Genomic DNA, 22,977 nt, shown 5'->3' with positions numbered 1-22,977 from the left:
ACGCCGCTGAGCTTCTTTATAACTCAACTCGCCTTTTTCGACCTGATCGACAACCGACAATTTAAAAGTCAGCGTGTAATCACGTTGACTGCGTTTCGCGCCCGTATCCATTGCACCCTCCTGATAAGAAGCCAGAAGGTGTAAACCTTATTCAGGACGAAACAGTGGACACAAAAAAGCCCCCGCTGCCGGCATGGCAACGGGGGCTTTTTTGGCTCGGGAGTTACATCTCGACCTGCGTTCCCAGTTCGATCACCCGGTTCAGCGGTAGATTGAAGAACCGCAGGTTGCCGTTGGCGTTCTGCAGCATGAAGGCGAACAGAGCCTCGCGCCACCGGGCCATGCCTTCGAGCTTGGAGGCGATCACCGTCTCGCGACTGAGGAAGTAGGTGGTGCGCATTGGGCTGAAGTCGAGGTCATCGAGGTGGCAGAGCTTCAATGCCTGCGGCACGTCCGGTTCGTCGACGAAGCCAAAGTGCAGGATCACCCGGAAGAAACCCTCGCCGTAGGAATCCACCTCGAAACGCCGGGTCGGAGGCACCCGCGGGATATCTTCGTACACGACGGTCAGCAGCACCACTTGCTCATGCAGCACCTGATTGTGCAGCAGGTTGTGCAACAGCGCGTGGGGTACGGCATCTGGACGGGCAGTGAGGAACACTGCGGTACCCTGGACACGGTGCGGCGGTTGCACGGCGATGCTGCTGATAAAGATCGGTAACGGCAAACCACCCTCGTCGAGACGGTCGACCAGCAATTGCTTGCCGCGCTTCCAGGTGGTCATCAGCACGAAAAGGGCGATACCGGCGATCACCGGGAAGGCGCCGCCCTGCACGATCTTCGGCACGTTGGCGGCGAAGTACACGCCATCGACCAGGACGAACCCCAGCAGGATCGGCACCGCCAGGACCGGCGGCCACTTCCACAGCAGCAGGATCACCGCCGACACCAGAATGCTGGTCATCAACATGGTCCCTGTCACTGCGACACCGTAGGCCGAGGCCAAGGCGCCAGACGACTCGAAACCCAGCACCAGCAGCACCACGCCGACCATCAGCGACCAGTTTACCGCGCCAATGTAGATCTGGCCTTGCTCGGCGCTGGAGGTGTGCTGGATGTGCATGCGCGGAATGTAGCCTAGCTGGATCGCCTGGCGGGTCAGGGAGAATGCGCCGGAGATCACCGCTTGCGAGGCGATCACCGTGGCCAGGGTCGACAGGCCGACCAACGGGATCAGTGCCCAGCTTGGCGCCAGCAGATAGAACGGGTTGCGCGCCGCTTCCGGGTCGCCGAGCAACAAGGCGCCCTGGCCGAAATAGTTGAGCACCAGCGCCGGCAGCACGAGGATGAACCAGGCGCGGGCAATCGGCTTGCGCCCGAAGTGGCCCATGTCGGCGTACAGCGCTTCGGCGCCGGTCAGTGCCAGCACCACCGCACCCAATATCGCCACGCCCATGCCCGGATGGACGATGAAGAAGCGCACGCCCCAGATCGGATTCATTGCGTGCAACACTTCCGGGTGTTGCAGGATGCCGTAGACGCCCAGGGCGCCCAGCACCAGAAACCAGGTGACCATGATCGGCCCGAACAGGATGCCGATCCGCGCGGTACCGTGACGCTGGATCAGAAACAACGCCACCAGCACCACCAGCGACAGCGGCACCACCCAATGGTCGATGCCATCGAACGCCAGTCCCAGACCCTCGATGGCCGAGAGCACGGAGATCGCCGGGGTGATCATGCTGTCGCCATAAAACAGCGCCGCGCCGATCAGCCCGCAGACCACCAGCAACGAACGCAATTTCGGATACCCCGCCGCCGCCCGGCGCGCCAGTGCGGTCAATGCCATGATCCCGCCCTCGCCCTGGTTGTCGGCGCGCAGGACAAACATCATGTACTTGATCGAGACGACCCAGATCAGCGACCAGAAAATCAGCGCCAGGATGCCCAGCACGCCGTCGTGGTTGACCGGTACGCCATAGCCGCCGGAAAACACTTCTTTGAGGGTGTACAGCGGGCTCGTGCCAATATCGCCATAAACCACCCCGACCGCCGCGACCAGCATGCCGATCGGCTTCGCCACCGAATGACCGGTGCTCGCTGCCTGACTACTTGCCTGACCCATCCACCACTCCTACTGCCCAGACCGGACTTCTTTAAAGAAGCACTATGCTTTGTGACGCAGCATGCGCTGTTTTACTTATGGTTACAGACGTTTTGTTGACTGTAAAAATTCGGTAACGCGTAACGGCGCGAAGCATAGCGCAGCGCTGGTCGTATTTCCCTCCATAAAGCTGGTCAACCGAACGCCTCATCGTTAGAATTGCGCACTTTTTGATCAGAGGCGCGGAAATGCGCCCGATAGTCGCCTTGCCCAATTCAGGCTAAAGGCGTCATAAATACCGAGGTTAGACATGTCCACCACTCCTGCGCCGGCCAATCCAAAGGTTGGCTTCGTATCCCTGGGTTGCCCAAAAGCACTGGTCGACTCCGAGCGCATCCTTACCCAGCTGCGCATGGAAGGTTATGACGTTGTGTCCACTTATCAGGACGCCGACGTCGTGGTGGTCAACACCTGTGGCTTCATCGACTCGGCCAAGGCGGAGTCCCTGGAAGTGATCGGCGAAGCCATCAAGGAAAACGGCAAGGTCATCGTCACCGGTTGCATGGGTGTCGAAGAAGGCAACATCCGCAACGTGCACCCGAGCGTGCTGGCCGTGACCGGTCCGCAGCAATACGAGCAAGTGGTCAACGCTGTGCACGATGTCGTGCCGCCGCGCCAGGATCACAACCCGCTGATCGACCTGGTACCGCCGCAAGGCATCAAACTGACCCCGCGCCATTACGCGTACCTGAAGATCTCCGAAGGCTGCAACCACAGCTGCAGCTTCTGCATCATCCCGTCGATGCGCGGCAAACTGGTCAGCCGTCCGGTCGGTGACGTGCTCGACGAAGCGCAACGCCTGGTCAAGGCCGGCGTCAAAGAGCTGTTGGTGATCTCGCAAGACACCAGCGCCTACGGCGTCGACGTCAAATACCGCACCGGGTTCTGGAACGGCGCGCCGGTGAAAACCCGCATGACCGAACTCTGCGAAGCCCTGAGCACCCTCGGCGTCTGGGTTCGCCTGCACTATGTTTACCCGTACCCGCACGTCGACGAGCTGATTCCGCTGATGGCCGCCGGGAAAATCCTGCCGTACCTGGACATCCCGTTCCAGCACGCCAGCCCGAAAGTCCTGAAGTCGATGAAACGCCCGGCGTTCGAAGACAAGACCCTGGCGCGGATCAAGAACTGGCGGGAGATCTGCCCGGACCTGATCATCCGTTCGACCTTCATCGTCGGCTTCCCCGGCGAAACCGAAGAAGACTTCCAGTACCTGCTGAACTGGCTGACCGAAGCCCAGCTCGACCGCGTCGGCTGCTTCCAGTATTCGCCGGTCGAAGGCGCCCCGGCCAATGATCTGGACCTGGACATCGTGCCGGACGACGTCAAGCAGGACCGTTGGGACCGCTTCATGGCGCACCAGCAAGCCATCAGCTCCGCGCGCCTGCAAATGCGCGTCGGCCGTGAAATCGAAGTGCTGGTCGATGAAGTCGACGAGCAAGGCGCGGTCGGCCGCTGCTTCTTCGATGCCCCGGAAATCGACGGTAACGTGTTCATCGACAACGGCAGCAACCTGAAGCCGGGCGACAAGGTCTGGTGCAAAGTGACCGACGCCGACGAATACGACTTGTGGGCTGAGCAGATCTAAACGCAAAAAATACGAAAAGCCCTGCTCTCTTGACGAGATGCGGGGCTTTTTTACGTCTATCGTTTTGTGGGAGAAAGGACGCGAAACATCCACTGCCAAAGGGGCATCCGGCCATGCGCCACCATTCGGTCATCCACACGCCGAAACAGAGCGACTATCAAGAACTGACGCAGGTCTGGGAAGCCTCGGTGCGCGCCACCCATGATTTTTTGCCGGACAGCTACATCGAACTGTTGAAGAACCTGGTGCTGACCCGTTACCTCGATGCGGTGATGCTGATCTGCACCAAGGACTCGCGCCAGCGCATCACCGGGTTCGCGGGCGTCGCCGCGGGCAAGATCGAAATGCTCTTCATCGACCCGGCGCACCGCGGCCAGGGCCTGGGCAAGCAGCTACTGCGCTATGCCATGGAACACCTGAACGCCGATGAACTGGACGTCAACGAACAGAACCCGCAGGCGCTGGGGTTCTACCTGCAGCAGGGCTTCGAGATCATCGGCCGCACCGAGCATGACGGCATGGGGCAGCCGTATCCGCTGCTGCATATGCGGTTGCGCCAAGCTCAACAACAGACGCGCAACGGCTAACCTTTGTAGGCGCCGGCTTGCTGGCGATAGCGTCACCTCGGTATCAATGACACACAGCATCGCCTGCAGCGCCAGCAAGCCGGCGCCTACAAAAAGCCCAACGGTGAAATGGAGCCGGGATTAACCGGCGCCCAGCAGGTACAATGCTCACCCCTTTTTTGTTACGGCCCTGTCATGACTGACCCGATTCGTCTCTCCAAACGCCTCATCGAACTCGTCGGCTGTTCCCGTCGGGAGGCTGAGCTGTTCATCGAGGGCGGCTGGGTCACCGTGGACGGCGAAGTCATCGACGAGCCGCAATTCAAGGTCGACACCCAGAAAGTCGAACTCGACCCGGAGGCCAAGGCCACTGCGCCAGAGCCCGTGACCATCCTGTTCAACGTCGCGGCAGGCATGGACGCTGAAACGGCCATGGCGACCATCAGCGCCGAGACCCTGAGCGAAGAACATCGCTTCAGCAAACGTCCGCTCAAGGGCCATTTCCTGCGCCTGACCGCCAGCACCGACTTGCAGGCCAACGCCAGCGGTCTGCTGGTGTTCACCCAGGACTGGAAGATCCTGCGCAAACTCACCGCCGACGCCGCGAAAATCGAGCAGGAGTATGTGGTCGAGGTCGAAGGCGACATGGTGGCTCACGGCCTCAATCGCCTGAACCACGGCCTGACCTACAAGGGCAAGGAACTGCCGCCGGTCAAAGCCAGCTGGCAAAACGAAAACCGCCTGCGCTTTGCGATGAAGAACCCACAACCGGGCGTGATCGCCCTGTTCTGCCAGGCCGTCGGCCTGAAGGTCGTCGCCATCCGCCGCATCCGCATCGGCGGCGTGTCCATCGGCAAAGTGCCGCTGGGCCAATGGCGCTACCTGTCCGGCAAAGAGAAGTTCTAAGACTTTTCACGCCGCCACACATTCCGGCGCCGCTGCCTATGCGGCGCCCACTGCCGATTATCAGGATTGCACACCATGATTCATAACGACGTACTGCGCAGCGTGCGCTACATGCTCGACATCAGCGACAGGAAAGTCATCGAGATCATCAAGCTCGGCGGCATGGACGTGAGCCTGGAAGACCTGCTGACCTACCTCGACAAGAAGGAAGAGGACGAGGAAGGTTTCGTGCGCTGCCCGGACGAAGTCATGGCGCATTTCCTCGACGGCCTGGTGATCTTCAAGCGCGGCAAGGACGAAAGCCGTCCGCCGCAGCCGATCGAAGTACCGGTGACCAACAACATCATCCTGAAGAAACTGCGCGTCGCGTTCGAACTGAAAGAAGACGACATGCACGCGATCCTCAAGGCCGCCGAGTTCCCGGTGTCCAAGCCAGAGCTGAGCGCGCTGTTCCGCAAGTTTGGCCACACCAACTACCGCCCGTGCGGCGACCAGTTGCTGCGCAACTTCCTCAAGGGCCTGACCCTGCGCGTTCGCCCGCCGCAAGCCTGACGCGCCTCGAACTGTGTGGGAGCCGGGGTGGGGGGGGGGGGGGGGGGGGGGGGGGGCGCGGCCCGCGCCCCCCCCCCCCCCCGCCCCCGCCCCCCCCCCCCCCGCCCCCCCCCCCCCCGCTCCCACAATGGATTCAGGTTGACCACACCCTCTGTGGCCAACCAGGAATCCTGATCAATCCTCGCGTTTGACGACCAGGGTCAGGATGTCGTAACTGGCGACCAATTCACCCAACTGGTTGGTCACTTCCACATCCCAAGCCACCACGCCTTGCGGGATCCCTTGCGGGCTCTTTTTCCCCTGGTCGATCTTGCGTTTGCAGGTCAGGCGCGCCTGAATGGTGTCGCCGATGCCCACCGGGTTGATGAAGCGCAGCGTGTCGAGGCCGTAGTTGGCCAGCACCGGACCGGGCGCCGGGGAGACGAACAGCCCGGCCGCCGCCGACAGTACGAAATAACCATGGGCAATGCGCTTGCCGAACTGCGACTCCTTGGCGGCGATGTCGTCGAAGTGCATGTAGAAGTGATCGCCGGACAGGCAACCGAAGTTCACCAGATCCGCCTCGGTGACGGTGCGGCGGTGGGTCAGCAGCGATTCGCCGATCTGCAGGTCCTGGAAGAAGCGGCGGAACGGGTGCACTTCGGTCTCGATGACGTTGGCGCCACGCACGTATTCGCCGGTGACCGCGGCGAGCATGGTTGGCGAGCCCTGGACCGCCGCGCGTTGCAGGTAATGCTTCACCGCACGCAGACCGCCGAGTTCTTCACCACCACCGGCACGCCCCGGGCCACCGTGTTTGAGTTGCGGCAGCGGCGAGCCGTGGCCGGTGGATTCGGCGGCGGATTCGCGATCCAGGACCAGCAAGCGACCATGCCAGGCCGCCGCGACCGGAATGGCCTTGGCGGCAATCTGCGGATCCTTGGTGATCAGGCTCGCCACCAGACTGCCCTTGCCGCGCGCCGCCAGCACCAGGGCTTCATCCAGGTCGTCATACGCCATCAGCGTACTGACCGGACCGAACGCCTCGATGTCGTGAGCGCCGCCCTCTGCGTGCGGATCGCGGGCCTGCAACAAGGTCGGCGCAAAGAACGCACCCTGGCTGACATTGTCGCCACGCGGTGCAAAACCGTCGCGGGCGCCGAACAGCAGGTCGCTGCTTTGCAACAGGCTTTCAAGGCGCTCGGCCACGTCTTTTTGCTGATCGTGGGAGGCCAGTGCACCCATGCGCACGCCTTCCACCGACGGGTCGCCGACCACGACTTTCTGCAGCCGGTCACGCAAACGGGTCGCGACCGCATCGATGTGTTTGGCCGGCACGATGGCGCGGCGAATGGCGGTACATTTCTGCCCGGCCTTGGTGGTCATTTCCCGGGCGACTTCTTTGATGAACAGCTCGAATTCTTCATCGTCCGGGGTGACGTCCGGGGCGAGGATCGCGCAGTTCAGCGAGTCGGCTTCGGCGTTGAACGGCACCGAGTGGCGGATCAGGTTCGGGTTGACCCGCAGCTTGGCCGCGGTGTCGGCAGAACCGGTGAAGGTCACCACGTCCTGGCCTTGCAGGCGGTCGAGCAGGTCCCCGGTGCTGCCGATGATCAATTGCAGGCTGCCCGGCGGCAGCAAGCCGGATTCGTCCATCAGGCGCACCACGGCCTCGGTCAGGTAGCTGGTGGCGCTGGCCGGTTTGACGATGCACGGCATGCCCGCCAGAAAGCTCGGCGCGAACTTCTCCAGCATGCCCCAGATCGGGAAGTTGAAGGCGTTGATGTGCACCGCCAGACCGCCGCGCGGCACCAGAATGTGCGTGCCGGCGAAGCTTCCCAGTTTGCTCAGCTGCATCGCCGGGCCTTCGTGGACGATGTTGCCCGACGGCAATTCCCGCGAACCGAGGCTAGCATAGGTGAACAGCGTGCTGTTGCCGCCTTCGATGTCGATCCAGCTGTCGGCGCGGGTGGCACCGCTGTGGTGGGAAATGGCGTAGAGCTGTTCCTTGCGCTCGCTCAGGTACAAGGCCAGGGCCTTGAGCCGCTGGGCCCGTTGCTGGAAGTCCAGCGCCATCAAGCCACTGATGCCCTGGCGGCGGCCGTGCTCGATGGCTTCGGCGAAGTCCGGACGCTCTTCGTGGGTGCGTGCGATCTCGTGGCCGTCGATGGCGCTGCGCAGCACCTGGGCACCGTGTTGGCCGATCCAGCGACCGGCGATGAAACTTTGCAGGGTAGGGGCGTGAGGCATCACGATTCCTCCAGGTTAAGAAAAAAGTGTGGCGCGGCCGTGACCGCGCCTCTCAGGGGTTACCAAAGCGCCACGGTGTAACCGACGATCAGCCGGTTCTCATCGAGGGCGGTGCTCAAGCCATTGCCGGAACGAAACGTCACGTTGCGCCAGCGCAGGCTGACGTCCTTGAACGGTCCGCTCTGGATGACATAGGCAATGTCGGTGTCGCGCTCCCATTCGCGGCCGTTGTCGACGGCGCCGGCCTTGACGTGGCGGCCGTCGGTGTAGCGGGTCATGAAGGTCAGGCCGGGGATGCCCTGCGCGGCGAAGTCGTAGTCGTAACGCAGCTGCCAGGAATCCTCGTCGGCGCGGGTGTAAGTGTTGTAGGTCACCAGGTTGACCACGTACGGATCGCCGCCGTTGAGGAACGGAAACGCGCTGTCGCCGGACAACTGCTGGTACGTCGCGCTGACTTTGTGAGCGCCGTGGGACACGGTGAACATGCTGTTGAAGTTGCGGTTGTCGATCCGCCCGGCGCGCTCGGCGCCGTCGCCGCGGCTGTCGAAATAACGCAGATCGCTGCGCAGGTTGAAGCCGTTGCCCAGCGGCTGGGTGTGCACCAGTCCGACGAACTGCTGGCGATAAATCTGCTCGAGCTTGCCGTAGTAGTAGCTCACGTTCAGTTGCGGACTGAACGCGTAGGTGCCGCCGCCGAAGTCGAAATGATCGCTGCTGGCGGCGCCGTAGCCGATGTCGTCGTTGCTGGACGAGTCGCGCAGGTTGGCCTTGGTCAGCCGCCCGGCATTGACCGTCAGGCCATTGATTTCCTGGCTGGTCAGCAAGCCACCCGCGAAGGTCGAGCCGAGCAGGCGGGTGTCGTTGTAGGTCGCCACCGGGAGCAGAGGTTGCAAGGTGCCAATCTTCAATACGCTCTTGGACACGCGCAATTTGCCGGTCAGCCCCAGCTCGCTGAAATCGTCCGCCGGTTCATGGCTGTTCGGGCCGAAGGGCAGCAGGCCGGTGCCGCGGCGATCGGCGCTGGAGTCGAGTTTCAACCCCAGTTCGCCTAACGCGTCGAGACCGAAGCCGAAGGTGCCGTCGGTGAAGCCGGACTCGATGCGCACGGTGAACGCTTGGGCCCATTCTTCGGCCTTGGATTGCGGTGCGTTGTCCTGACGGAAATCGCGATTGATGTAGTGATTACGCATGTCGATGCGGGCCTTGCTGTCGCCGATGAAGTCGGCCATGGCAGCGGGGGCGACCATGGGCAGACTCAATGCGGCGGCCAGTGAAAACAGTGATTCGTAGGGTGCGGTGCGTGCGGGCTTCATTATTTTTATTCCCTGCCTTTGATCAGTGTTTGCTGGCGCCAGAGGCACCAATGCCGGTCATCGAACGGATGAACTGCGCCAGGTAACGGCCGCGTTCAAGGGCCGCGCGTGGCGAGGTGTCGGTGACCGAAAACAGCCAGGCACTGAGGAACGCCAGGCTCATGGAAAACAGCGCCGGGTTGGAGTACGGGAACAGCGCCTTGTCGTGATGCAGCACGTTGACCCACACCGCCGGGCTCAGCACCAGCAGGACAATCGCCGAGACCAGGCCCGCCAGGCTGCCGGTGACCGCGCCGCGAGTGGTCAGGCCTTTCCAATACATCGAAAGGAACAGCACCGGGAAATTCACCGACGCCGCGATGGCCAGCACCAGGCCGGAGAGAAAGGCAATGTTCTGCGACTCGAACAGCAAGCCCAGGATGATCGCCAGTACGCCGATGCACAGCGTGGCGATGCGCGACACGCGGATTTCCTGCTGCTCGGTGGCCTGGCCCTTGCGCATCACGCAGGCATACAGGTCGTGGGACACCGCCGAGGCGCCGGACAGCGCCAGACCGGCGACCACCGCGAGGATGGTGGCGAAGGCCACTGCGGAAATGAAGCCGAGGAACAGGTTGCCGCCCACGGCTTGCGCCAGGTGCACGGCGATCATGTTGCCTCCGCCGATGATCGCGCCGCTGGCATCGCGGAACGTCGGGTCAGTGCCGACCATGACAATCGCGCCGAAGCCGACAATGATCAGCAGCAGGTAGAAATAGCCGATGAAACCGGTGGCGTAGAACACGCTTTTGCGCGCTTCCCTGGCATCGCTGACGGTGAAGAAACGCATCAGGATATGCGGCAGGCCGGCAGTGCCGAACATCATGCCCAGCCCCAGGGAGATCGCATCGATCGGGTTCGACAGCAAACCGCCGGGCGCCATGATCGCGTTGCCTTTGGCGTGTACCGCGGTGGCGCCGGCGAACATCGCCTCGGTGCTGAAACCGAAGTGCTTGAGCACCATGAACGCCATGAAGGAGGTGCCAAACAGCAGCATCACCGCTTTGATGATCTGCACCCAGGTGGTGGCGAGCATGCCGCCGAAGGTCACGTAGAACACCATCAACACGCCGACCAGCATCACCGCGTAGAGGTAGTCGATGCCGAACAGCAGCTCGATCAGTTTGCCGGCGCCGACCATCTGCGCCACCAGGTACATCAACGCCACGGTCAGGGTGCCGAAGGCCGAGGTCAGGCGCACAGGGGTCTGTTCGAGGCGATAGGAGACCACATCAGCGAACGTGTATTTGCCGAGGTTGCGCAAGCGTTCGGCGATCAGGAACAGGATGATCGGCCAGCCCGCCAACACGCCCAGGGCGTAGAGCAAACCGTCGTAGCCGTTGAGAAACATCATCGCGGAGATGCCGAGGAAGGACGCCGCGGAAATCATGTCACCGGCAATCGCCAGGCCATTCTGGAACCCGGTCATGCCACCGCCGGCGGTGTAGAAATCGCTGGCGGAACGGGTGCGCAACGCGGCCCAACGGGTGACGCCGAGGGTAAACAGGACGAACACCAGGAACATGCCGATGGCGTTCCAGTTCAGTGGCCGGGCCGCGCCGTCAGCCGCGACCGCGAAGTCGGTGACCACAGCCAGCGGCAGGAGGAATAACGCCAGGAAGCGGCTCATCGGGCGCACTCCTGCTTCAGTTTTTCGTTCAGTGGATCGATCACGTTGTTGGCGCGATAGACGTAGAAACCGGTCAGGCCGAAGGCCAGCAGCACAATCACCACGCCCACCAGCATGCCCACGGACGTCACGCCGCCGCTCAGGGATTGGCCGAGGGTGGCGGGGGAGAAGGCCACCAGCAAAACGAAGCCGAAATAGATCACCAGCATGATCAGCGACAGGGACCAGTACAGGTTCTGTTTGCGGCGGACCAGCTGGATGAAGTCGGGGTGTTGCCGGATGAGTTCTACGTCTGTGGGGGTCATGGCGCGCTCTCTTGTGTTGTTGTTTTTGTTGTGGGGTGAAACAAATCTGGCAAACGACACGGTCCTTGTGGGAGCGGGCTTGCCCGCGATGGGGGCATGATCCAGCATCGTTGTCGCCTGGTACTCGGTCATCGTCGGAATGCCGCCCAGACCAAGCCCGCTCCCACAGGGGCCGTGTAATGCCCGCGATTGCGTTGTCAGAGCTGATCGAAATCCAGCACGACCTTGTCGCTGATCGGAAACGCCTGGCACGACAGCACGTACCCGGCGGCCACTTCGTAGTCTTCCAGGGCGTGGTTGCTGTCCATCTCCACTTCGCCTTCGATGACCTTGCATTTGCAGGTCGAGCACACGCCGGCCTTGCACGAGTAGGGCAGTTCGGCGCCCTGGGCGTTGCCGGCGTCGAGGATGCTCTGGCTGTTGCGCGGCAGGTCGAAAGCCAGCGCGCGGCCGTCGCTGATCACGGTGATCTGGCTGACCGCGGCGTCCACCTGGCGTGCCGCTTCCCGGGCTTCGCGTTTCTGCTGGCTGCCAGCGGCGGCGAACAGCTCGAAGTGAATCCGCTGCGGCGCCATGCCCTTGGCTTTCAGGCTGTCGCGCACGGTTTCGGTCATTTCCTGTGGACCGCAGATGAACGCCGCGTCGAGGGCCTTGACGTCGAGCCAGCGGGAGAACAACTGCTCGCATTTCTCGGCGTTGATCCGGCCGTTGTACAGGTCGACATCCTGCTGCTCGCGACTGAACACGAAGATCAGGTTCAGGCGCTGCAAGTAGCGGTTTTTCAGATCTTCGAGCTGTTCACGAAACAGCGCGCCGGAGCTGGAACGGTTGCCATACAGCAGGGTGACGCGGCTGTGCGGTTCGGTTTGCAGGGTGGTCTTGATGATCGACAGGATCGGCGTGATGCCGCTGCCCGCCGCGACGGCCAGGTAGTTGCCATGGCGAGCCGGATCGAGTTCGACATGAAAGTGCCCGGCCGGTGGCATCACGTCCAGGCTGTGCCCGGCTTTCAACTGCTCGTTGGCAAACGCCGAGAAGCGCCCGCCGGCGACGCGCTTGATGGCGATGCGCAGCTCACCGTCGTTGACGCCGGTGCAGATCGAATACGAGCGACGGACTTCTTCGCCGTCCATCAGCGTGCGCATCACCAGGTGCTGGCCTTGGGTGAAGTGGAAACTGTCCTGCAGGTGCTGCGGAATGTCGAAGGCGATGGACACCGCGTCACGGGTCTCGGCGCGCACGTCCTTGATGGTCAGGCTGTGAAATTTACTCATTGTTGTTCTCCAGCTGGGACGGCCGATCGCCGCTCAGATGCACTTGAAATAGTCGAACGGTTCGCGGCAATCGACGCAGCGGTACAAGGCCTTGCACGCGGTGGAACCGAACTCGCTGAGCACTTCGGTGTGCGCACTGCCGCATTGCGGGCAGACGACCAGCGGGCTTTCACCGAGCAGGCTGCGTTTGCTGGTGCTGCCCTCGGGCGGCGCAATGCCGTAGGCGCGCAGGCGTTCGCGGCCGCTGTCGGTGATCCAGTCGGTGGTCCACGCCGGGGTCAACTTGCGTTCCAGTTGCGGTGCGCGGAAACCGGCGAGTTCCAGTGCGTCACGGATATCGCTTTCGATCACTTCGGTGGCGGGGCAGCCGGAGTAGGTCGGGGTGACCACCACGTGCAAGTGCCCGGCCTGCCAGTCGAGATCGCGGACGATGCCCAGGTCCACCACGCTGACCACCGGCACTTCCGGGTCCATGACCTGCGCGAGCGTTGCCCACGCAGCGGCCAGGTCGGAGGGTTGCGCCGGCCGGCCGCCGAGGTCGCTGGCGATCAGCTCACCAGGTTGCATCGGGGTACGCTCGGGGCAGGAATTGCATCTCGGCCAGCAGAATGCCCAGGTGTTCGGTGTGCAGGCCCTTGCGCGCATTCAGGTAGAAATAACTCGGCGCCGCCGGCACGGGCAGGGTGGCGCTGGCGAAGATGTCGTTGACCTTGGCCTGCCACGCAGCGGCAACTTGTGCGGTGTCCGGCGTGATACCGGCGTCGCACAGGCGTTGTTCACTGTCGTCGGCGCTGGTCAGTTCGACGGTGAAACGCCAGACCTCGGGGATCGCTGCAAGCATGCGGTTGTGGCTTTCGTCGGTGCCGTCGCCCAGGCGTTCGACCCATTCGCTGGAGCGGCGCAGGTGATAGGTGACTTCCTTGACCGCTTTGGCGGCGATCCCGGCGATGCGTTCGTCGCTGGACTGGCTCAGGCCGCTGAGCACCGGCAAGTGCCAGGCGTCATAGAGGAACTGCTTGAGCATGGTCACCGCGTAGTCACCGTTGGGTTGTTCCACCAGCAGCAGGTTGCGGTAAGCCCGCTCGTCGCGGCGGAATGCCAAGTGATCCGCGTCGCGGCCGTCATCCAGCAGCTCAGCGGCATATTCCAGCCAGTTGCGGGCCTGCCCGACAAGGTCGAGGCCGACGTTCATCAGCGCCAGTTCTTCTTCTAGCGCCGGGGCCTTGCCGCACCATTGGCACAGGCGCTGGCCCTGGATCAGCGCGCTGTCGCCGAGGCGCAACAGGTATTCGATCAGATCGGTGTTGGTATTCATGGTCGACCTCACATGTGCCCGACTTCGGCCGGCAGCTCGTAAAAGCTGGCGTGGCGATAGACCTTGTCGTCCGCCGGGTCGAACAGCGGGTCTTTTTCATCCGGCGACGAAGCAGTGATCAGCGCCGACGGCACGACCCACAGGCTCACGCCTTCGCTGCGACGGGTGTAAAGCTCGCGCGCGTTCTCGATGGCCATGGTGGTGTCGGCGGCGTGCACGCTGCCGACGTGCTTGTGGTTGAGGCCGTGTTTGCTGCGCACGAAGACTTCAAAAAGGGTCCATTCGGACATTTCAGTTACTCCACATTGGGCTTTTGTAGGAGCGAGCTTGCTTGCGAAGAACGCCCAAGCAACACGGACATTCAGGCGATACGCGTAATCGTTAACGACCATCGCGAGCATGCTCGCTCCTACAGGGGGCACGGTTTGCCTTAGGCGGCGTTCTTGTTATGTTTTTTACGGGCGTGGGCGACGGCGGCTTCGCGGACCCAGGCGCCGTCTTCAATCGCCTTGCGACGGGTGGCGACACGTTCCTGGTTGCACGGGCCGTTGCCCTTGAGCACTTCGTAGAATTCGCTCCACTGGATGTCGCCGAAATCGTAGTGGCCGCGTTCGGCGTTCCACTTCAGGTCCGGATCGGGGCAGGTGCAGCCGAGCAATTCCAGTTGCGGAATGGTCTGGTCGATGAAGCGCTGGCGCAGTTCGTCGTTGCTCTGGCGCTTGATTTTCCAGGCCATGGACTGGGCGCTGTTCGGCGAGTGTTCGTCGCTCGGGCCGAACATCATCAGCGACGGCCACCACAGGCGATTGATCGCGTCCTGGACCATGTCTTTTTGCGCCTGATTGCCGTGACGCATCATGGTCAGGAGGATTTCGTAACCCTGGCGCTGGTGGAAACTTTCTTCCTTGCAGATCCGCACCATGGCCCGGGAGTAGGGGCCGTACGAGGTGCGCTGCAAGACCACCTGGTTGACGATCGCGGCGCCATCCACCAGCCAGCCCACCGCGCCCATGTCGGCCCAGTTCAGCGTCGGGTAATTGAAAATGCTCGAGTACTTGGCCTTGCCGCTGTGCAGCTTGGCAATTTCTTCATCGCGGTCGGCACCGAGGGTTTCCATAGCGCTGTACAGGTATAGGCCATGGCCGGCTTCGTCCTGGATCTTGGCCATCAATTGCAGTTTGCGTTTGAGCGACGGCGCGCGGGTCACCCAGTTGCCTTCGGGCAGCATGCCGACGATTTCCGAGTGGGCGTGCTGGGAGATCTGCCGGATCAGCGTTTGACGATAGGCATCGGGCATCCAGTTTTTGGCTTCGATCTTGATTTCTGAATCGATTTTTTCCTGGAAGGCGCGTTCTTGTTCGGACATTTCCGAGAGGTCTTTGATGCGCTTAACGCCTGTTTCTACTAGCTGTGCGTACATGAGGGGTCTCCCGCCTTGAATCTTGTGTGGGGCATGGAGAACTTTATAAGCGATACAGAAATTAATATCAAACATAAAATATCGTGTCGTGTTGTTTTTTGTATCGCTTTGGCCCGGAATGGTCGGCGCATGCCCCTGTAGGCGCGAGCCCTGCTCGCGAAAAACGCCCTCACAACGCGTTTATTCAGGCAGGACGCGTCATCTTTGAACCCTCATCGCGAGCAGGTGGGATGTACCCAATCCAATTGTGGGAGCGGGCTTGCTCGCGAAGGCGGTGTGTCATTCAGCGCGAATGTCGACTGACACGGCCCCTTCGCGAGCAAGCCCACTCCCACAGGAGTCGCGACAGACATCCAAAAAAAAGCCCCGCATCAGCGGGGCTCAAAAGGGTGCAGCAGTCATGCTTTAGGGCGTTTGTCCAGCACGTGGCAGGCTTTGCCTTCGGATCGTTTGATCGAGTGGAACGGCTGCAGCACGATCCGCGAACTGATCCCGATATACGTCTTGATGTGCTTGCTCAGTTCCCCACACACCGCTTTCTGCTGATCATCCGTCAAATGCTGATGCTCAGCCTTCAACTCCACGTGCACATCCACGCTGTCCAGGTTGCCGTTGCGATACAGATGAATCTCATAACACTCTGAAAGCTGTTTGATTTTCAGCACCTGCTCCTCGATCTGCGTCGGAAACACGTTGACCCCGCGAATGATCAGCATGTCATCGCTACGCCCGGTGATCTTGTCGATCCGCCGCATCGGCCGCGCGGTCCCCGGCAGCAGGCGCGTCAGGTCGCGGGTGCGGTAGCGGATCATCGGCAGGGCTTCTTTGCTCAGGGAGGTGAACACCAGCTCGCCCATCTGCCCGTCCGGCAGCACTTCGCCGGTGATCGGGTCGATGATTTCCGGGTAGAAATGGTCTTCCCAGATCGTCGGCCCGTCCTTGGTTTCGGCGCATTCCATGGCGACACCCGGCCCCATGATTTCCGAGAGGCCGTAGATGTCCAGCGCGGTAATGCCCAGGCGGTTCTCGATGGCGCTGCGCAGTTCACCGGTCCACGGCTCGGCGCCGAAGATGCCCAGGCGCAGGGCCAGTTTGTGCGGGTCGATGCCCTGGCGCTCGATTTCATCGGCGATGTTGAGCATGTAGGACGGCGTGACCATGATGATGTCCGGCTGGAAATCCTTGATCAGTTGCACCTGCTTTTCCGTCTGCCCGCCGGACATCGGAATGACCGTGCACCCCAGGCGTTCGGCGCCGTAGTGCGCGCCGAGGCCTCCGGTGAACAGGCCATAACCATAGGAAATGTGCACTTTGTCGCCGCGTCGGCCACCCGCCGCGCGGATCGAGCGCGCGACCACGTTGGCCCAGGTGTCGATGTCGTTCTGCGTGTAACCCACGACCGTCGGCTTGCCGGTGGTGCCGCTGGATGCGTGCAGGCGCACCACGTCATGCATCGGCACGGCGAACATGCCGTAGGGGTAGTTGTCACGCAGGTCGGTCTTGGTGGTGAACGGAAACTTCGCCAGGTCTTCCAGGCAGGTGATGTCATCCGGGTGCACGCCCAGCGCATCGAAACGCTGACGGTACAGCGGCACGTTGTTGTAGGCGTGGCTGAGGCTCCAGCGCAGGCGATCGAGCTGGTGGTGACGCAATTCGTCGACGCTGGCGGTTTCCAGCGGGTCCAGCACAGGGTCAAGCACGGCGTTGGCAATTGGCATGTTCATAACTTCACTCGAATTATTTTTGTGTTGCAGCCCGGCCGCGGCAGGGCTTTGAGTGCATGCCCCAAGGATACCTCTCGGCTCCCCGGGAATCGCGATTCTTTAGTCGGACAAGCGCTCGATGATCAGCGCGATGCCCTGGCCGACACCGATGCACATGGTGCACAAGGCGTAGCGGGCCTGACGGTCTTCCAGTTCGTGCAGGGCCGTGGTCACCAGTCGTGCGCCGCTCATGCCCAGTGGATGACCGAGGGCAATCGCGCCGCCGTTCGGGTTGACCCGCGGATCGGTGTCGCTCAAGCCCAGTTCGCGCAACACCGCCAGGCCCTGGGCGGCGAAGGCTTCGTTGAGTTCGATCACGTCCATGTCGGCGAGGCTCAGGTTGGCCAGTTCCAGCACCTTGCGGGTGGCCGGCACCGGGCCGATGCCCATGATGCGGGGTTCGACGCCAGCGGTGGCCATGGCGATCACCCGTCCGCGTGCCCTCAGACCGTGGCGTTTGGCGACGTCCGGACTGGCCAGCAACAGCGCGCAGGCCCCGTCATTGACGCCCGACGCGTTGCCCGCGGTGACGCTGCCGCCTTCGCGGAATGGCGTGCCGAGTTTTTGCAATTGTTCCAGCGTGGTGTCGGCGCGCGGGTGTTCATCGTGCTCGACGACCTTGGCCGGGCCTTTGCGCTGGGGGATTTCCACCGCGACGATCTCTTTGGCCAGACGTCCGCTGGCCTGGGCCGCACTGGCGCGCTGCTGGCTGCGCAAGGCGAAGGCGTCCTGATCGGCGCGGGAAACGTTGAACTGCTCGGCGACGTTTTCGGCGGTCTCCGGCATGGAGTCGATGCCGTAGCCCTTCTTCATCAGCGGATTGACGAAGCGCCAGCCGATGGTGGTGTCGTAGACCTGCGCATCCCGGGAAAACGCCTGCTCGGCCTTGCCCATGACCAACGGCGCGCGGGACATCGATTCGACGCCGCCGACCAGCATCAGGCCGGCCTCGCCACAGCGAATCGCCCGCGCCGCCGTGCCGATCGCATCCAGCCCGGACCCGCACAGGCGGTTGAGCGTGGTGCCCGGTACGCTGACGGGCAAGCCGGCCAACAGCGCCGACATGCGCGCGACGTTGCGGTTGTCTTCGCCGGCCTGGTTGGCGCAGCCGTAGATCACGTCATCCACGCTGTTCCAGTCGACCTGCGGGTGACGGCGCAGCAGTTCGCGCAGCGGCACCGCGCCGAGGTCGTCGGCGCGCACGCTGCTCAAGGCACCGGCGTAGCGACCGATCGGCGTGCGCACCGCGTCGATGATCAAGGCATCATTCATGGGGAGTCTCCTGCGTCAGCACAGCGCCGCGCACTTTGTAGGATTTGCCGTGGAACAGCGCGATCAGCTGGCCCAGTTGGTTTTCAATGCGTACGTCGTAGTTGCCGGTGCGACCGGAGCGGCTTTGCTCGATACAGTCGGCGTTCAGGGTGTCGCCCAGGCGCGCCGGGGCGATGTAGTCGATGCTGCAACCGATCGCCACCGTGGCCTCGTTGTAGCTGTTGCAGGCGAAGGCAAAGGCCGAGTCGGCGAGGGCGAACAGGTAGCCACCGTGGCAGGTGCCGTGGCCCTGGATCATGTCGGCGCGCACGCTCATGCCGACGCGGGCGCAGCCGGGCGCTACGGAAAGCAGGCGCATGCCCATCGCCTGGGTCGCGGTGTCGCGCTTGAACATCGCTTGCGCGCAGTCGCTGGCCAGGTTCATCGCTTCATGGTTAGTCATGAAAAGTCCTCCCTTCGGCGACGCGCCGGCGCAACAGCAGCGACGGTCGATAACGTTCTTCGCCGTAGCCGGACTGGAGGTTTTCCAGCACGTTGAGAATGTTCGCAAGACCGACGGCATCAGCCCAGGCCAGCGGCCCTTGCGGGTAATTGACCCCGGCGCGCATCGCCAGGTCGATGTCCGCAGCCGAGGCCACGCCTTGCAGCACGGCGTCGGCGGCTTCGTTGGCGAGCATCGCCACGGTGCGCAGTACGGCGAGGGCCGGGCTGTCGCTGAGTTGGCTGACAGCGAACCCGGCCTGTTGCAGCAGCGCGACGGCCTGTTCGAGCGCGTCGGCGCGGGTGTCTGCCGAGCAACTGATCGCGATGCGACTGGCCTTGCCATAGTCGAACGCCAGGTCCAGCAGGATCAGGTTGCGCAGGCCTTCTTCCCTGGCGCGCTGACAGGCCATGCGTCCGTCGCTCAGGGCGATTACCGCGTCACCGACGCGTAGCAAGCCCTGGCCGTCGCGCTGAATGACCTCGACGTGGTGTTCGCGCAACCGCGGGATCAGCGCGTTGGCAATGCCGAGGTCGCCTTCGACAACACAGCTGTTGATGGTCTGCGCGCTGCCGGTCGAGCTTGGCTGCGGACGCACGGCCCCGTCGGCGTAGCGATAAAAACCGTGGCCGCTTTTACGTCCCAGGCGCCCGGCGTCCACCAGTTCTTTTTGAATCAGCGAGGGCAGGAAACGCGTGTCACCGTAATAGGCGTCGAACACCGAACAGGTCACGGCGTAGTTGACGTCGTGGCCAATCAAATCGGTCAGTTCAAACGCACCCATGGCAAAGCCACCGGCTTCGCGCATCAACGCATCCAGCGTCGGGCAATCCGCCGCGCCTTCCTGCAGCAGGCGCAGGTTCTCGGCGTAAAACGGCCGGGCCACGCGGTTGACGATGAAGCCCGGTGTCGAGCGGGTGTGCACCGGTTTTTTGCCCCAGGCCTGCGCCGTGTCATACAGGCATTGCGCCAAGGCCGGATCGCTGGCCAGGCCCGAGACGATTTCCACCAGCGCCATGACCGGCGCCGGGTTGAAGAAATGCAGGCCGAGCAAACGCTGTGGCTGATCAAGTTGCGCGGCGATGCTGGTGATCGACAGCGATGAGGTGTTGCTCGCCAGAATGCAGCGTTCACCGCAGATGCTTTCCAGCTGGCGGAAGAGCGCGCGTTTGACTTCCAGGTTCTCGACGATGGCTTCGATGATCAGTTCGCAGTCGGCCAGCGCTTCGATGGCTTCCACGGCGTGCAGACGAGCGATGGTCGCGGTGCGTGCCTCGCTCGACAGCTTGCCGTTCTCGACCCGTTTGCCCAATTGCCGGTCAATGCCATCGATGGCGTGCGCGGCAGCTCCGGGACGATTGTCCAGCAACAGCACCGGATGACCGGCCTGCGCCGCGACCTGGGCGATCCCGGCGCCCATGGCCCCGGCGCCGATCACCGCGATGCGCGCGTTGGTGTTCAGTGCGGTCATGACTCAGCGCCCCTTGAAAACTGGGCTGCGTTTTTCCATGAACGCACCGACGCCTTCACGGTAATCCTCGCTGCGCCCGGCCAGGCGTTGCAGGTCTTTTTCCAGCTCCAGTTGCTCGTCGAAGGTGTTGCTCAGGCTGGCGTTGAGGCTGCGTTTGATCAGCGCCAGGCCGTAGGTGGGTTGCGTCGCCAGGTGGCGGGCGAGGGTCAGCGCTTCGTTGCGCAGGTCGGCGTCGTCGACAACGCGGTAGATCAGTCCCCATTGCTCGGCCTGTTCGGCGGTCAGGCGATTGCCCAACAAGGCCAGGGCTTTGGCGCGGGCCATGCCGACCAGGCGCGGCAGGGTCCAGGTGCCACCGGAATCAGGGATCAGGCCGATTTTGCAGAAGGCCTGGATGAAGCTCGCCGAACGCGCCGCCAGCACCAGGTCGCAGGCCAGCGGAATGTTGGCGCCAGCCCCGGCCGCCACGCCATTGACTGCGCAGATCACCGGCAACGGCAGGTCGCGCAACTGGCGGATCAGCGGGTTGTAGAACTTCTCGATGGATTCACCCAGGTCCGGCGCAGCGCTGCCCGGCGCGACGTTGCGGTCGCTGAGATCCTGCCCGGCGCAGAAGCCGCGGCCTTCACCGGTCAGCAGCAACACGCGCACGTCGGGGTTTTGTCGCACCTGTTTCAGCGCTTCCTTCACTTCACCATGCATCTGCGCGTTGAAGCTGTTGAGCTGGTCCGGTCGATTGAGGCTGAGCAGGGCGACGCCGGCCTCGATGGAAAACAGGATGTGTTCGAAGTTCATGGTCATGGCGCTCTCTGAAAGGTCGTTCGAATTCATTGGGCTCGGCGGGTTACTCGCCGGTGAAGGTCGGCGTGCGCTTTTCCTGGAAGGCCCGGATGCCTTCATCGCGGTCGCGGGTGCCGGCCAGCACGGTGAAAGCGTGACGCTCGAAACGCAGGCCGCTGGCGAGGTCGGTGTCCATCGCCTTGAGCAGCGCCTCCTTGGCCAGACGCACCGCCAGCGGCGCCTTGGCGGCGATGGTGCGGGCGATCTGCAGGGCGCGGTCGACGGTGAATTCCGGCTGGGTCACTTCGCTGATCAGGCCGGCCCGCTGGGCCTGGCGCGCATCGATCGACTCGCCGGTCAGGACCATTTGCATGGCCATGGATTTGCCGACGGCGCGCAGCAGGCGCTGGGTGCCACCGGCGCCGGGCATGATCCCGAGGTTGATTTCCGGCTGGCCGAAACGGGCGTCTTCGCCGGCGATGATGATGTCGGCGTGCATCGCCAGTTCACAGCCACCGCCCAAGGCGAAGCCGTTGACGGCGGCGATCATTGGTTTGTTGAAGCGGGTGATGGTGTGCCACGACGCCTGGCGCGGGTCGTTAAGGATGCCGACCAGGTTGCGCTCGGCCATTTCCTTGATGTCGGCGCCGGCCGCGAAGGCCTTGCGGCTGCCGGTCAGGACCACGACGCGGGTGTCGGGATCGGCTTCGGCGCTGCTCAGTTCCTCGGCCAGTTCTCCGAGCAATTCGGTGGTCAGGGCATTCAACGCTTGCGGGCGCTGCAGGGTAATCAGGCGAACGCCCGGCGCGATGATATCGACGGCAAGGGTTAGAGGCATGGCGGATGCCCTCACGGTGCACGCTCGGCTGTGATGCCGGCTCATTATTGGATCGGCGCGGTGGGCCGGTTTTGCCCGAGTATACCTGCAACGTGATACGCAAATGCAATAATAAAATTGATTTAATGTGTCTTATTGGTCGAGCTGTGGTTTTTAGTCGTGGGACTTAATGAGCCTTCTGTTCTGCTGGAATAGCCAGTTTTATTGGCTTTAAGCCGGGTTTTCCAACGTCGCCGAACGGCTGGGGCAATGGGATTATCAAGTGATACGGTTTTTCTGCTTTGTACTGGTAAAAGCGATGTGATACAAAATGAGTCTGTATCCGCATCGCTTTGTGAATGCGCCAGAAAGGAAACCACCCATGACCTGCTACAGCCTCGATGGCTTGACCCCGGTGGTCGATCCCACCGCTTACGTTCACCCGTCGGCCGTGTTGATCGGTGATGTGATTGTCGGGCCGCATTGCTACGTCGGACCGCTGGCCAGCCTGCGTGGGGATTTCGGCCGGATCGTCCTGGAGGAGGGCGCCAATCTTCAGGACACCTGCGTGATGCACGGTTTTCCGGACAGCGACACCGTGGTCGAGCGCAACGGCCACATCGGTCATGGCGCGGTGCTGCACGGTTGCCGGGTCGGTGCCGACGCGCTGGTGGGGATGAATGCGGTGGTGATGGACAATGCACGGATCGGCGCGCGTTCTTTTGTTTCGGCGGCGGCCTTCGTCAAGGCCGGCTTCGAATGCCCCGAGCAGTCGCTGGTCATGGGCGCGCCGGCCAGCGTCAAGCGCACCCTCAGCGATCAGGAGGTGGCGTGGAAACAAGAGGGCACCCGCGCGTACCAGCAACTGGCCCAGCGTTGCCTGGAACAGATGCAGGTCTGTGAGCCGCTGACCGAACCGGAACCCGACCGCCCGCGCATCAGCGACAGCGGGTTGCGGCCCAAAGGCAGTGCTTCATGAGCACCGAGCCCCCCTGTGGGAGCGGGCTTGCTCGCGAATACGGTAGGGCATCCACCTTTTATGGCGGCGGACACACCGCCATCGCGAGCAGGCTCGCTCCCACAGGGGTCATG

Annotated in this window: 21 protein-coding genes; 5 read left to right on the top strand and 16 right to left on the bottom strand. The window is 62.8% G+C overall.

Annotation, left to right across the window (positions count from 1 at the left end):
• Window positions 1-223: 223 nt before the first annotated feature.
• Complete coding sequence (locus NTD84_RS03725; protein WP_262163655.1) at window positions 224-2,125, bottom strand: potassium transporter Kup; 1,902 nt, start codon at window positions 2,123-2,125, stop codon at window positions 224-226.
• Window positions 2,126-2,414: 289 nt separating this feature from the next.
• Here NTD84_RS03725 and rimO point away from each other — a divergent pair, with 289 nt between their 5' ends.
• The 4 genes from rimO to NTD84_RS03705 all read left to right on the top strand — a co-directional run bounded on the left by rimO (window position 2,415) and on the right by NTD84_RS03705 (window position 5,776).
• Window positions 2,415-3,752 carry a 30S ribosomal protein S12 methylthiotransferase RimO gene (gene rimO / locus NTD84_RS03720; protein WP_008030039.1) on the top strand — a complete coding sequence of 446 codons (1,338 nt, stop codon included), beginning with the start codon at window positions 2,415-2,417 and terminating at the stop codon, window positions 3,750-3,752.
• A 113-nt stretch (window positions 3,753-3,865) separates the two neighbouring features.
• The gene (locus tag NTD84_RS03715) at window positions 3,866-4,339 is read left to right on the top strand and encodes a GNAT family N-acetyltransferase (RefSeq protein WP_262163652.1); all 474 of its coding nucleotides are present in this window, start codon (window positions 3,866-3,868) and stop codon (window positions 4,337-4,339) included.
• 174 nt (window positions 4,340-4,513) lie between these two features.
• Window positions 4,514-5,224 carry an rRNA pseudouridine synthase gene (locus NTD84_RS03710; protein ID WP_262163651.1) on the top strand — a complete coding sequence of 237 codons (711 nt, stop codon included), beginning with the start codon at window positions 4,514-4,516 and terminating at the stop codon, window positions 5,222-5,224.
• A gap of 75 nt (window positions 5,225-5,299) precedes the next feature.
• Complete coding sequence (locus NTD84_RS03705; protein WP_262163650.1) at window positions 5,300-5,776, top strand: DUF1456 family protein; 477 nt, start codon at window positions 5,300-5,302, stop codon at window positions 5,774-5,776.
• 174 nt (window positions 5,777-5,950) lie between these two features.
• Here the strand turns inward: NTD84_RS03705 and paaZ are convergent, their stop codons facing one another.
• The 15 genes from paaZ to paaF all read right to left on the bottom strand — a co-directional run bounded on the left by paaZ (window position 5,951) and on the right by paaF (window position 21,906).
• Window positions 5,951-8,005 carry a phenylacetic acid degradation bifunctional protein PaaZ gene (gene paaZ / locus NTD84_RS03700; protein ID WP_262163649.1) on the bottom strand — a complete coding sequence of 685 codons (2,055 nt, stop codon included), beginning with the start codon at window positions 8,003-8,005 and terminating at the stop codon, window positions 5,951-5,953.
• A gap of 59 nt (window positions 8,006-8,064) precedes the next feature.
• Window positions 8,065-9,318, bottom strand: a complete 1,254-nt coding sequence (locus NTD84_RS03695) for an OprD family porin (RefSeq protein ID WP_262163648.1) — start codon at window positions 9,316-9,318, stop codon at window positions 8,065-8,067.
• Window positions 9,319-9,340: 22 nt separating this feature from the next.
• Window positions 9,341-10,987, bottom strand: coding sequence for a cation acetate symporter (locus NTD84_RS03690; RefSeq protein WP_262163647.1), 1,647 nt, complete (start codon window positions 10,985-10,987; stop codon window positions 9,341-9,343).
• On the bottom strand, window positions 10,984-11,292 hold the full coding sequence (locus NTD84_RS03685) for a DUF485 domain-containing protein (protein WP_262163646.1): 309 nt from the start codon (window positions 11,290-11,292) through the stop codon (window positions 10,984-10,986). The genes NTD84_RS03690 and NTD84_RS03685 overlap by 4 nt, the downstream gene beginning before the upstream one ends.
• A 197-nt stretch (window positions 11,293-11,489) precedes the next feature.
• Complete coding sequence (gene paaE / locus NTD84_RS03680; RefSeq protein ID WP_262163645.1) at window positions 11,490-12,566, bottom strand: 1,2-phenylacetyl-CoA epoxidase subunit PaaE; 1,077 nt, start codon at window positions 12,564-12,566, stop codon at window positions 11,490-11,492.
• A gap of 33 nt (window positions 12,567-12,599) precedes the next feature.
• Window positions 12,600-13,133 carry a 1,2-phenylacetyl-CoA epoxidase subunit PaaD gene (gene paaD / locus NTD84_RS03675; protein WP_262163643.1) on the bottom strand — a complete coding sequence of 178 codons (534 nt, stop codon included), beginning with the start codon at window positions 13,131-13,133 and terminating at the stop codon, window positions 12,600-12,602.
• Window positions 13,120-13,881 (bottom strand): 1,2-phenylacetyl-CoA epoxidase subunit PaaC, encoded by a 762-nt coding sequence (gene paaC, locus NTD84_RS03670; protein ID WP_262163642.1) that lies wholly within the window; start codon window positions 13,879-13,881, stop codon window positions 13,120-13,122. The genes paaD and paaC overlap by 14 nt, the downstream gene beginning before the upstream one ends.
• Before the next feature lie 8 nt (window positions 13,882-13,889).
• On the bottom strand, window positions 13,890-14,171 hold the full coding sequence (gene paaB / locus NTD84_RS03665) for a 1,2-phenylacetyl-CoA epoxidase subunit PaaB (RefSeq protein WP_003208899.1): 282 nt from the start codon (window positions 14,169-14,171) through the stop codon (window positions 13,890-13,892).
• A gap of 140 nt (window positions 14,172-14,311) precedes the next feature.
• Window positions 14,312-15,301, bottom strand: coding sequence for a 1,2-phenylacetyl-CoA epoxidase subunit PaaA (gene paaA, locus NTD84_RS03660; RefSeq protein WP_262163640.1), 990 nt, complete (start codon window positions 15,299-15,301; stop codon window positions 14,312-14,314).
• A gap of 398 nt (window positions 15,302-15,699) precedes the next feature.
• The gene (paaK, locus tag NTD84_RS03655) at window positions 15,700-17,025 is read right to left on the bottom strand and encodes a phenylacetate--CoA ligase PaaK (RefSeq protein ID WP_262163639.1); all 1,326 of its coding nucleotides are present in this window, start codon (window positions 17,023-17,025) and stop codon (window positions 15,700-15,702) included.
• Window positions 17,026-17,124: 99 nt separating this feature from the next.
• A complete protein-coding gene (gene pcaF, locus NTD84_RS03650) occupies window positions 17,125-18,336 on the bottom strand; it encodes a 3-oxoadipyl-CoA thiolase (protein ID WP_262163638.1) in 1,212 nt (403 codons plus the stop codon).
• Window positions 18,329-18,778, bottom strand: a complete 450-nt coding sequence (gene paaI, locus NTD84_RS03645; protein WP_262163637.1) for a hydroxyphenylacetyl-CoA thioesterase PaaI — start codon at window positions 18,776-18,778, stop codon at window positions 18,329-18,331. The genes pcaF and paaI overlap by 8 nt, the downstream gene beginning before the upstream one ends.
• Entirely contained in the window at window positions 18,771-20,288 is a 1,518-nt protein-coding gene (gene paaH, locus NTD84_RS03640) for a 3-hydroxyacyl-CoA dehydrogenase PaaH (RefSeq protein WP_262163636.1), read from the bottom strand. Before paaH ends, paaI begins: the two co-directional genes overlap by 8 nt.
• A gap of 3 nt (window positions 20,289-20,291) precedes the next feature.
• On the bottom strand, window positions 20,292-21,083 hold the full coding sequence (gene paaG, locus NTD84_RS03635; RefSeq protein WP_262163661.1) for a 2-(1,2-epoxy-1,2-dihydrophenyl)acetyl-CoA isomerase PaaG: 792 nt from the start codon (window positions 21,081-21,083) through the stop codon (window positions 20,292-20,294).
• A gap of 49 nt (window positions 21,084-21,132) precedes the next feature.
• Complete coding sequence (gene paaF, locus NTD84_RS03630; RefSeq protein ID WP_262163635.1) at window positions 21,133-21,906, bottom strand: 2,3-dehydroadipyl-CoA hydratase PaaF; 774 nt, start codon at window positions 21,904-21,906, stop codon at window positions 21,133-21,135.
• Window positions 21,907-22,267: 361 nt separating this feature from the next.
• On the opposite strand from paaF, the gene paaY reads away from it, so the two are divergent.
• Window positions 22,268-22,864 (top strand): phenylacetic acid degradation protein PaaY, encoded by a 597-nt coding sequence (gene paaY / locus NTD84_RS03625; protein WP_262163634.1) that lies wholly within the window; start codon window positions 22,268-22,270, stop codon window positions 22,862-22,864.
• Window positions 22,865-22,977: the final 113 nt, after the last annotated feature.

The organism is Pseudomonas sp. 14P_8.1_Bac3 (genome assembly GCF_025466085.1).
In the GTDB taxonomy this organism is placed as follows: domain Bacteria; phylum Pseudomonadota; class Gammaproteobacteria; order Pseudomonadales; family Pseudomonadaceae; genus Aquipseudomonas.
The sequence above is the reverse complement of the archived record's forward strand: the minus strand, read 5'-3'. Positions and strand labels throughout refer to the sequence as shown.

Coding starts and splice junctions, on each gene's coding strand:
- NTD84_RS03725 (WP_262163655.1), bottom strand. CDS start 2,125: ATGGGTCAGGCAAGTAGTCAGGCAGCGAGCACCGGTCATTCGGTGGCG.
- rimO (WP_008030039.1), top strand. CDS start 2,415: ATGTCCACCACTCCTGCGCCGGCCAATCCAAAGGTTGGCTTCGTATCC.
- NTD84_RS03715 (WP_262163652.1), top strand. CDS start 3,866: ATGCGCCACCATTCGGTCATCCACACGCCGAAACAGAGCGACTATCAA.
- NTD84_RS03710 (WP_262163651.1), top strand. CDS start 4,514: ATGACTGACCCGATTCGTCTCTCCAAACGCCTCATCGAACTCGTCGGC.
- NTD84_RS03705 (WP_262163650.1), top strand. CDS start 5,300: ATGATTCATAACGACGTACTGCGCAGCGTGCGCTACATGCTCGACATC.
- paaZ (WP_262163649.1), bottom strand. CDS start 8,005: ATGCCTCACGCCCCTACCCTGCAAAGTTTCATCGCCGGTCGCTGGATC.
- NTD84_RS03695 (WP_262163648.1), bottom strand. CDS start 9,318: ATGAAGCCCGCACGCACCGCACCCTACGAATCACTGTTTTCACTGGCC.
- NTD84_RS03690 (WP_262163647.1), bottom strand. CDS start 10,987: ATGAGCCGCTTCCTGGCGTTATTCCTCCTGCCGCTGGCTGTGGTCACC.
- NTD84_RS03685 (WP_262163646.1), bottom strand. CDS start 11,292: ATGACCCCCACAGACGTAGAACTCATCCGGCAACACCCCGACTTCATC.
- paaE (WP_262163645.1), bottom strand. CDS start 12,566: ATGAGTAAATTTCACAGCCTGACCATCAAGGACGTGCGCGCCGAGACC.
- paaD (WP_262163643.1), bottom strand. CDS start 13,133: ATGCAACCTGGTGAGCTGATCGCCAGCGACCTCGGCGGCCGGCCGGCG.
- paaC (WP_262163642.1), bottom strand. CDS start 13,881: ATGAATACCAACACCGATCTGATCGAATACCTGTTGCGCCTCGGCGAC.
- paaB (WP_003208899.1), bottom strand. CDS start 14,171: ATGTCCGAATGGACCCTTTTTGAAGTCTTCGTGCGCAGCAAACACGGC.
- paaA (WP_262163640.1), bottom strand. CDS start 15,301: ATGTACGCACAGCTAGTAGAAACAGGCGTTAAGCGCATCAAAGACCTC.
- paaK (WP_262163639.1), bottom strand. CDS start 17,025: ATGAACATGCCAATTGCCAACGCCGTGCTTGACCCTGTGCTGGACCCG.
- pcaF (WP_262163638.1), bottom strand. CDS start 18,336: ATGAATGATGCCTTGATCATCGACGCGGTGCGCACGCCGATCGGTCGC.
- paaI (WP_262163637.1), bottom strand. CDS start 18,778: ATGACTAACCATGAAGCGATGAACCTGGCCAGCGACTGCGCGCAAGCG.
- paaH (WP_262163636.1), bottom strand. CDS start 20,288: ATGACCGCACTGAACACCAACGCGCGCATCGCGGTGATCGGCGCCGGG.
- paaG (WP_262163661.1), bottom strand. CDS start 21,083: ATGAACTTCGAACACATCCTGTTTTCCATCGAGGCCGGCGTCGCCCTG.
- paaF (WP_262163635.1), bottom strand. CDS start 21,906: ATGCCTCTAACCCTTGCCGTCGATATCATCGCGCCGGGCGTTCGCCTG.
- paaY (WP_262163634.1), top strand. CDS start 22,268: ATGACCTGCTACAGCCTCGATGGCTTGACCCCGGTGGTCGATCCCACC.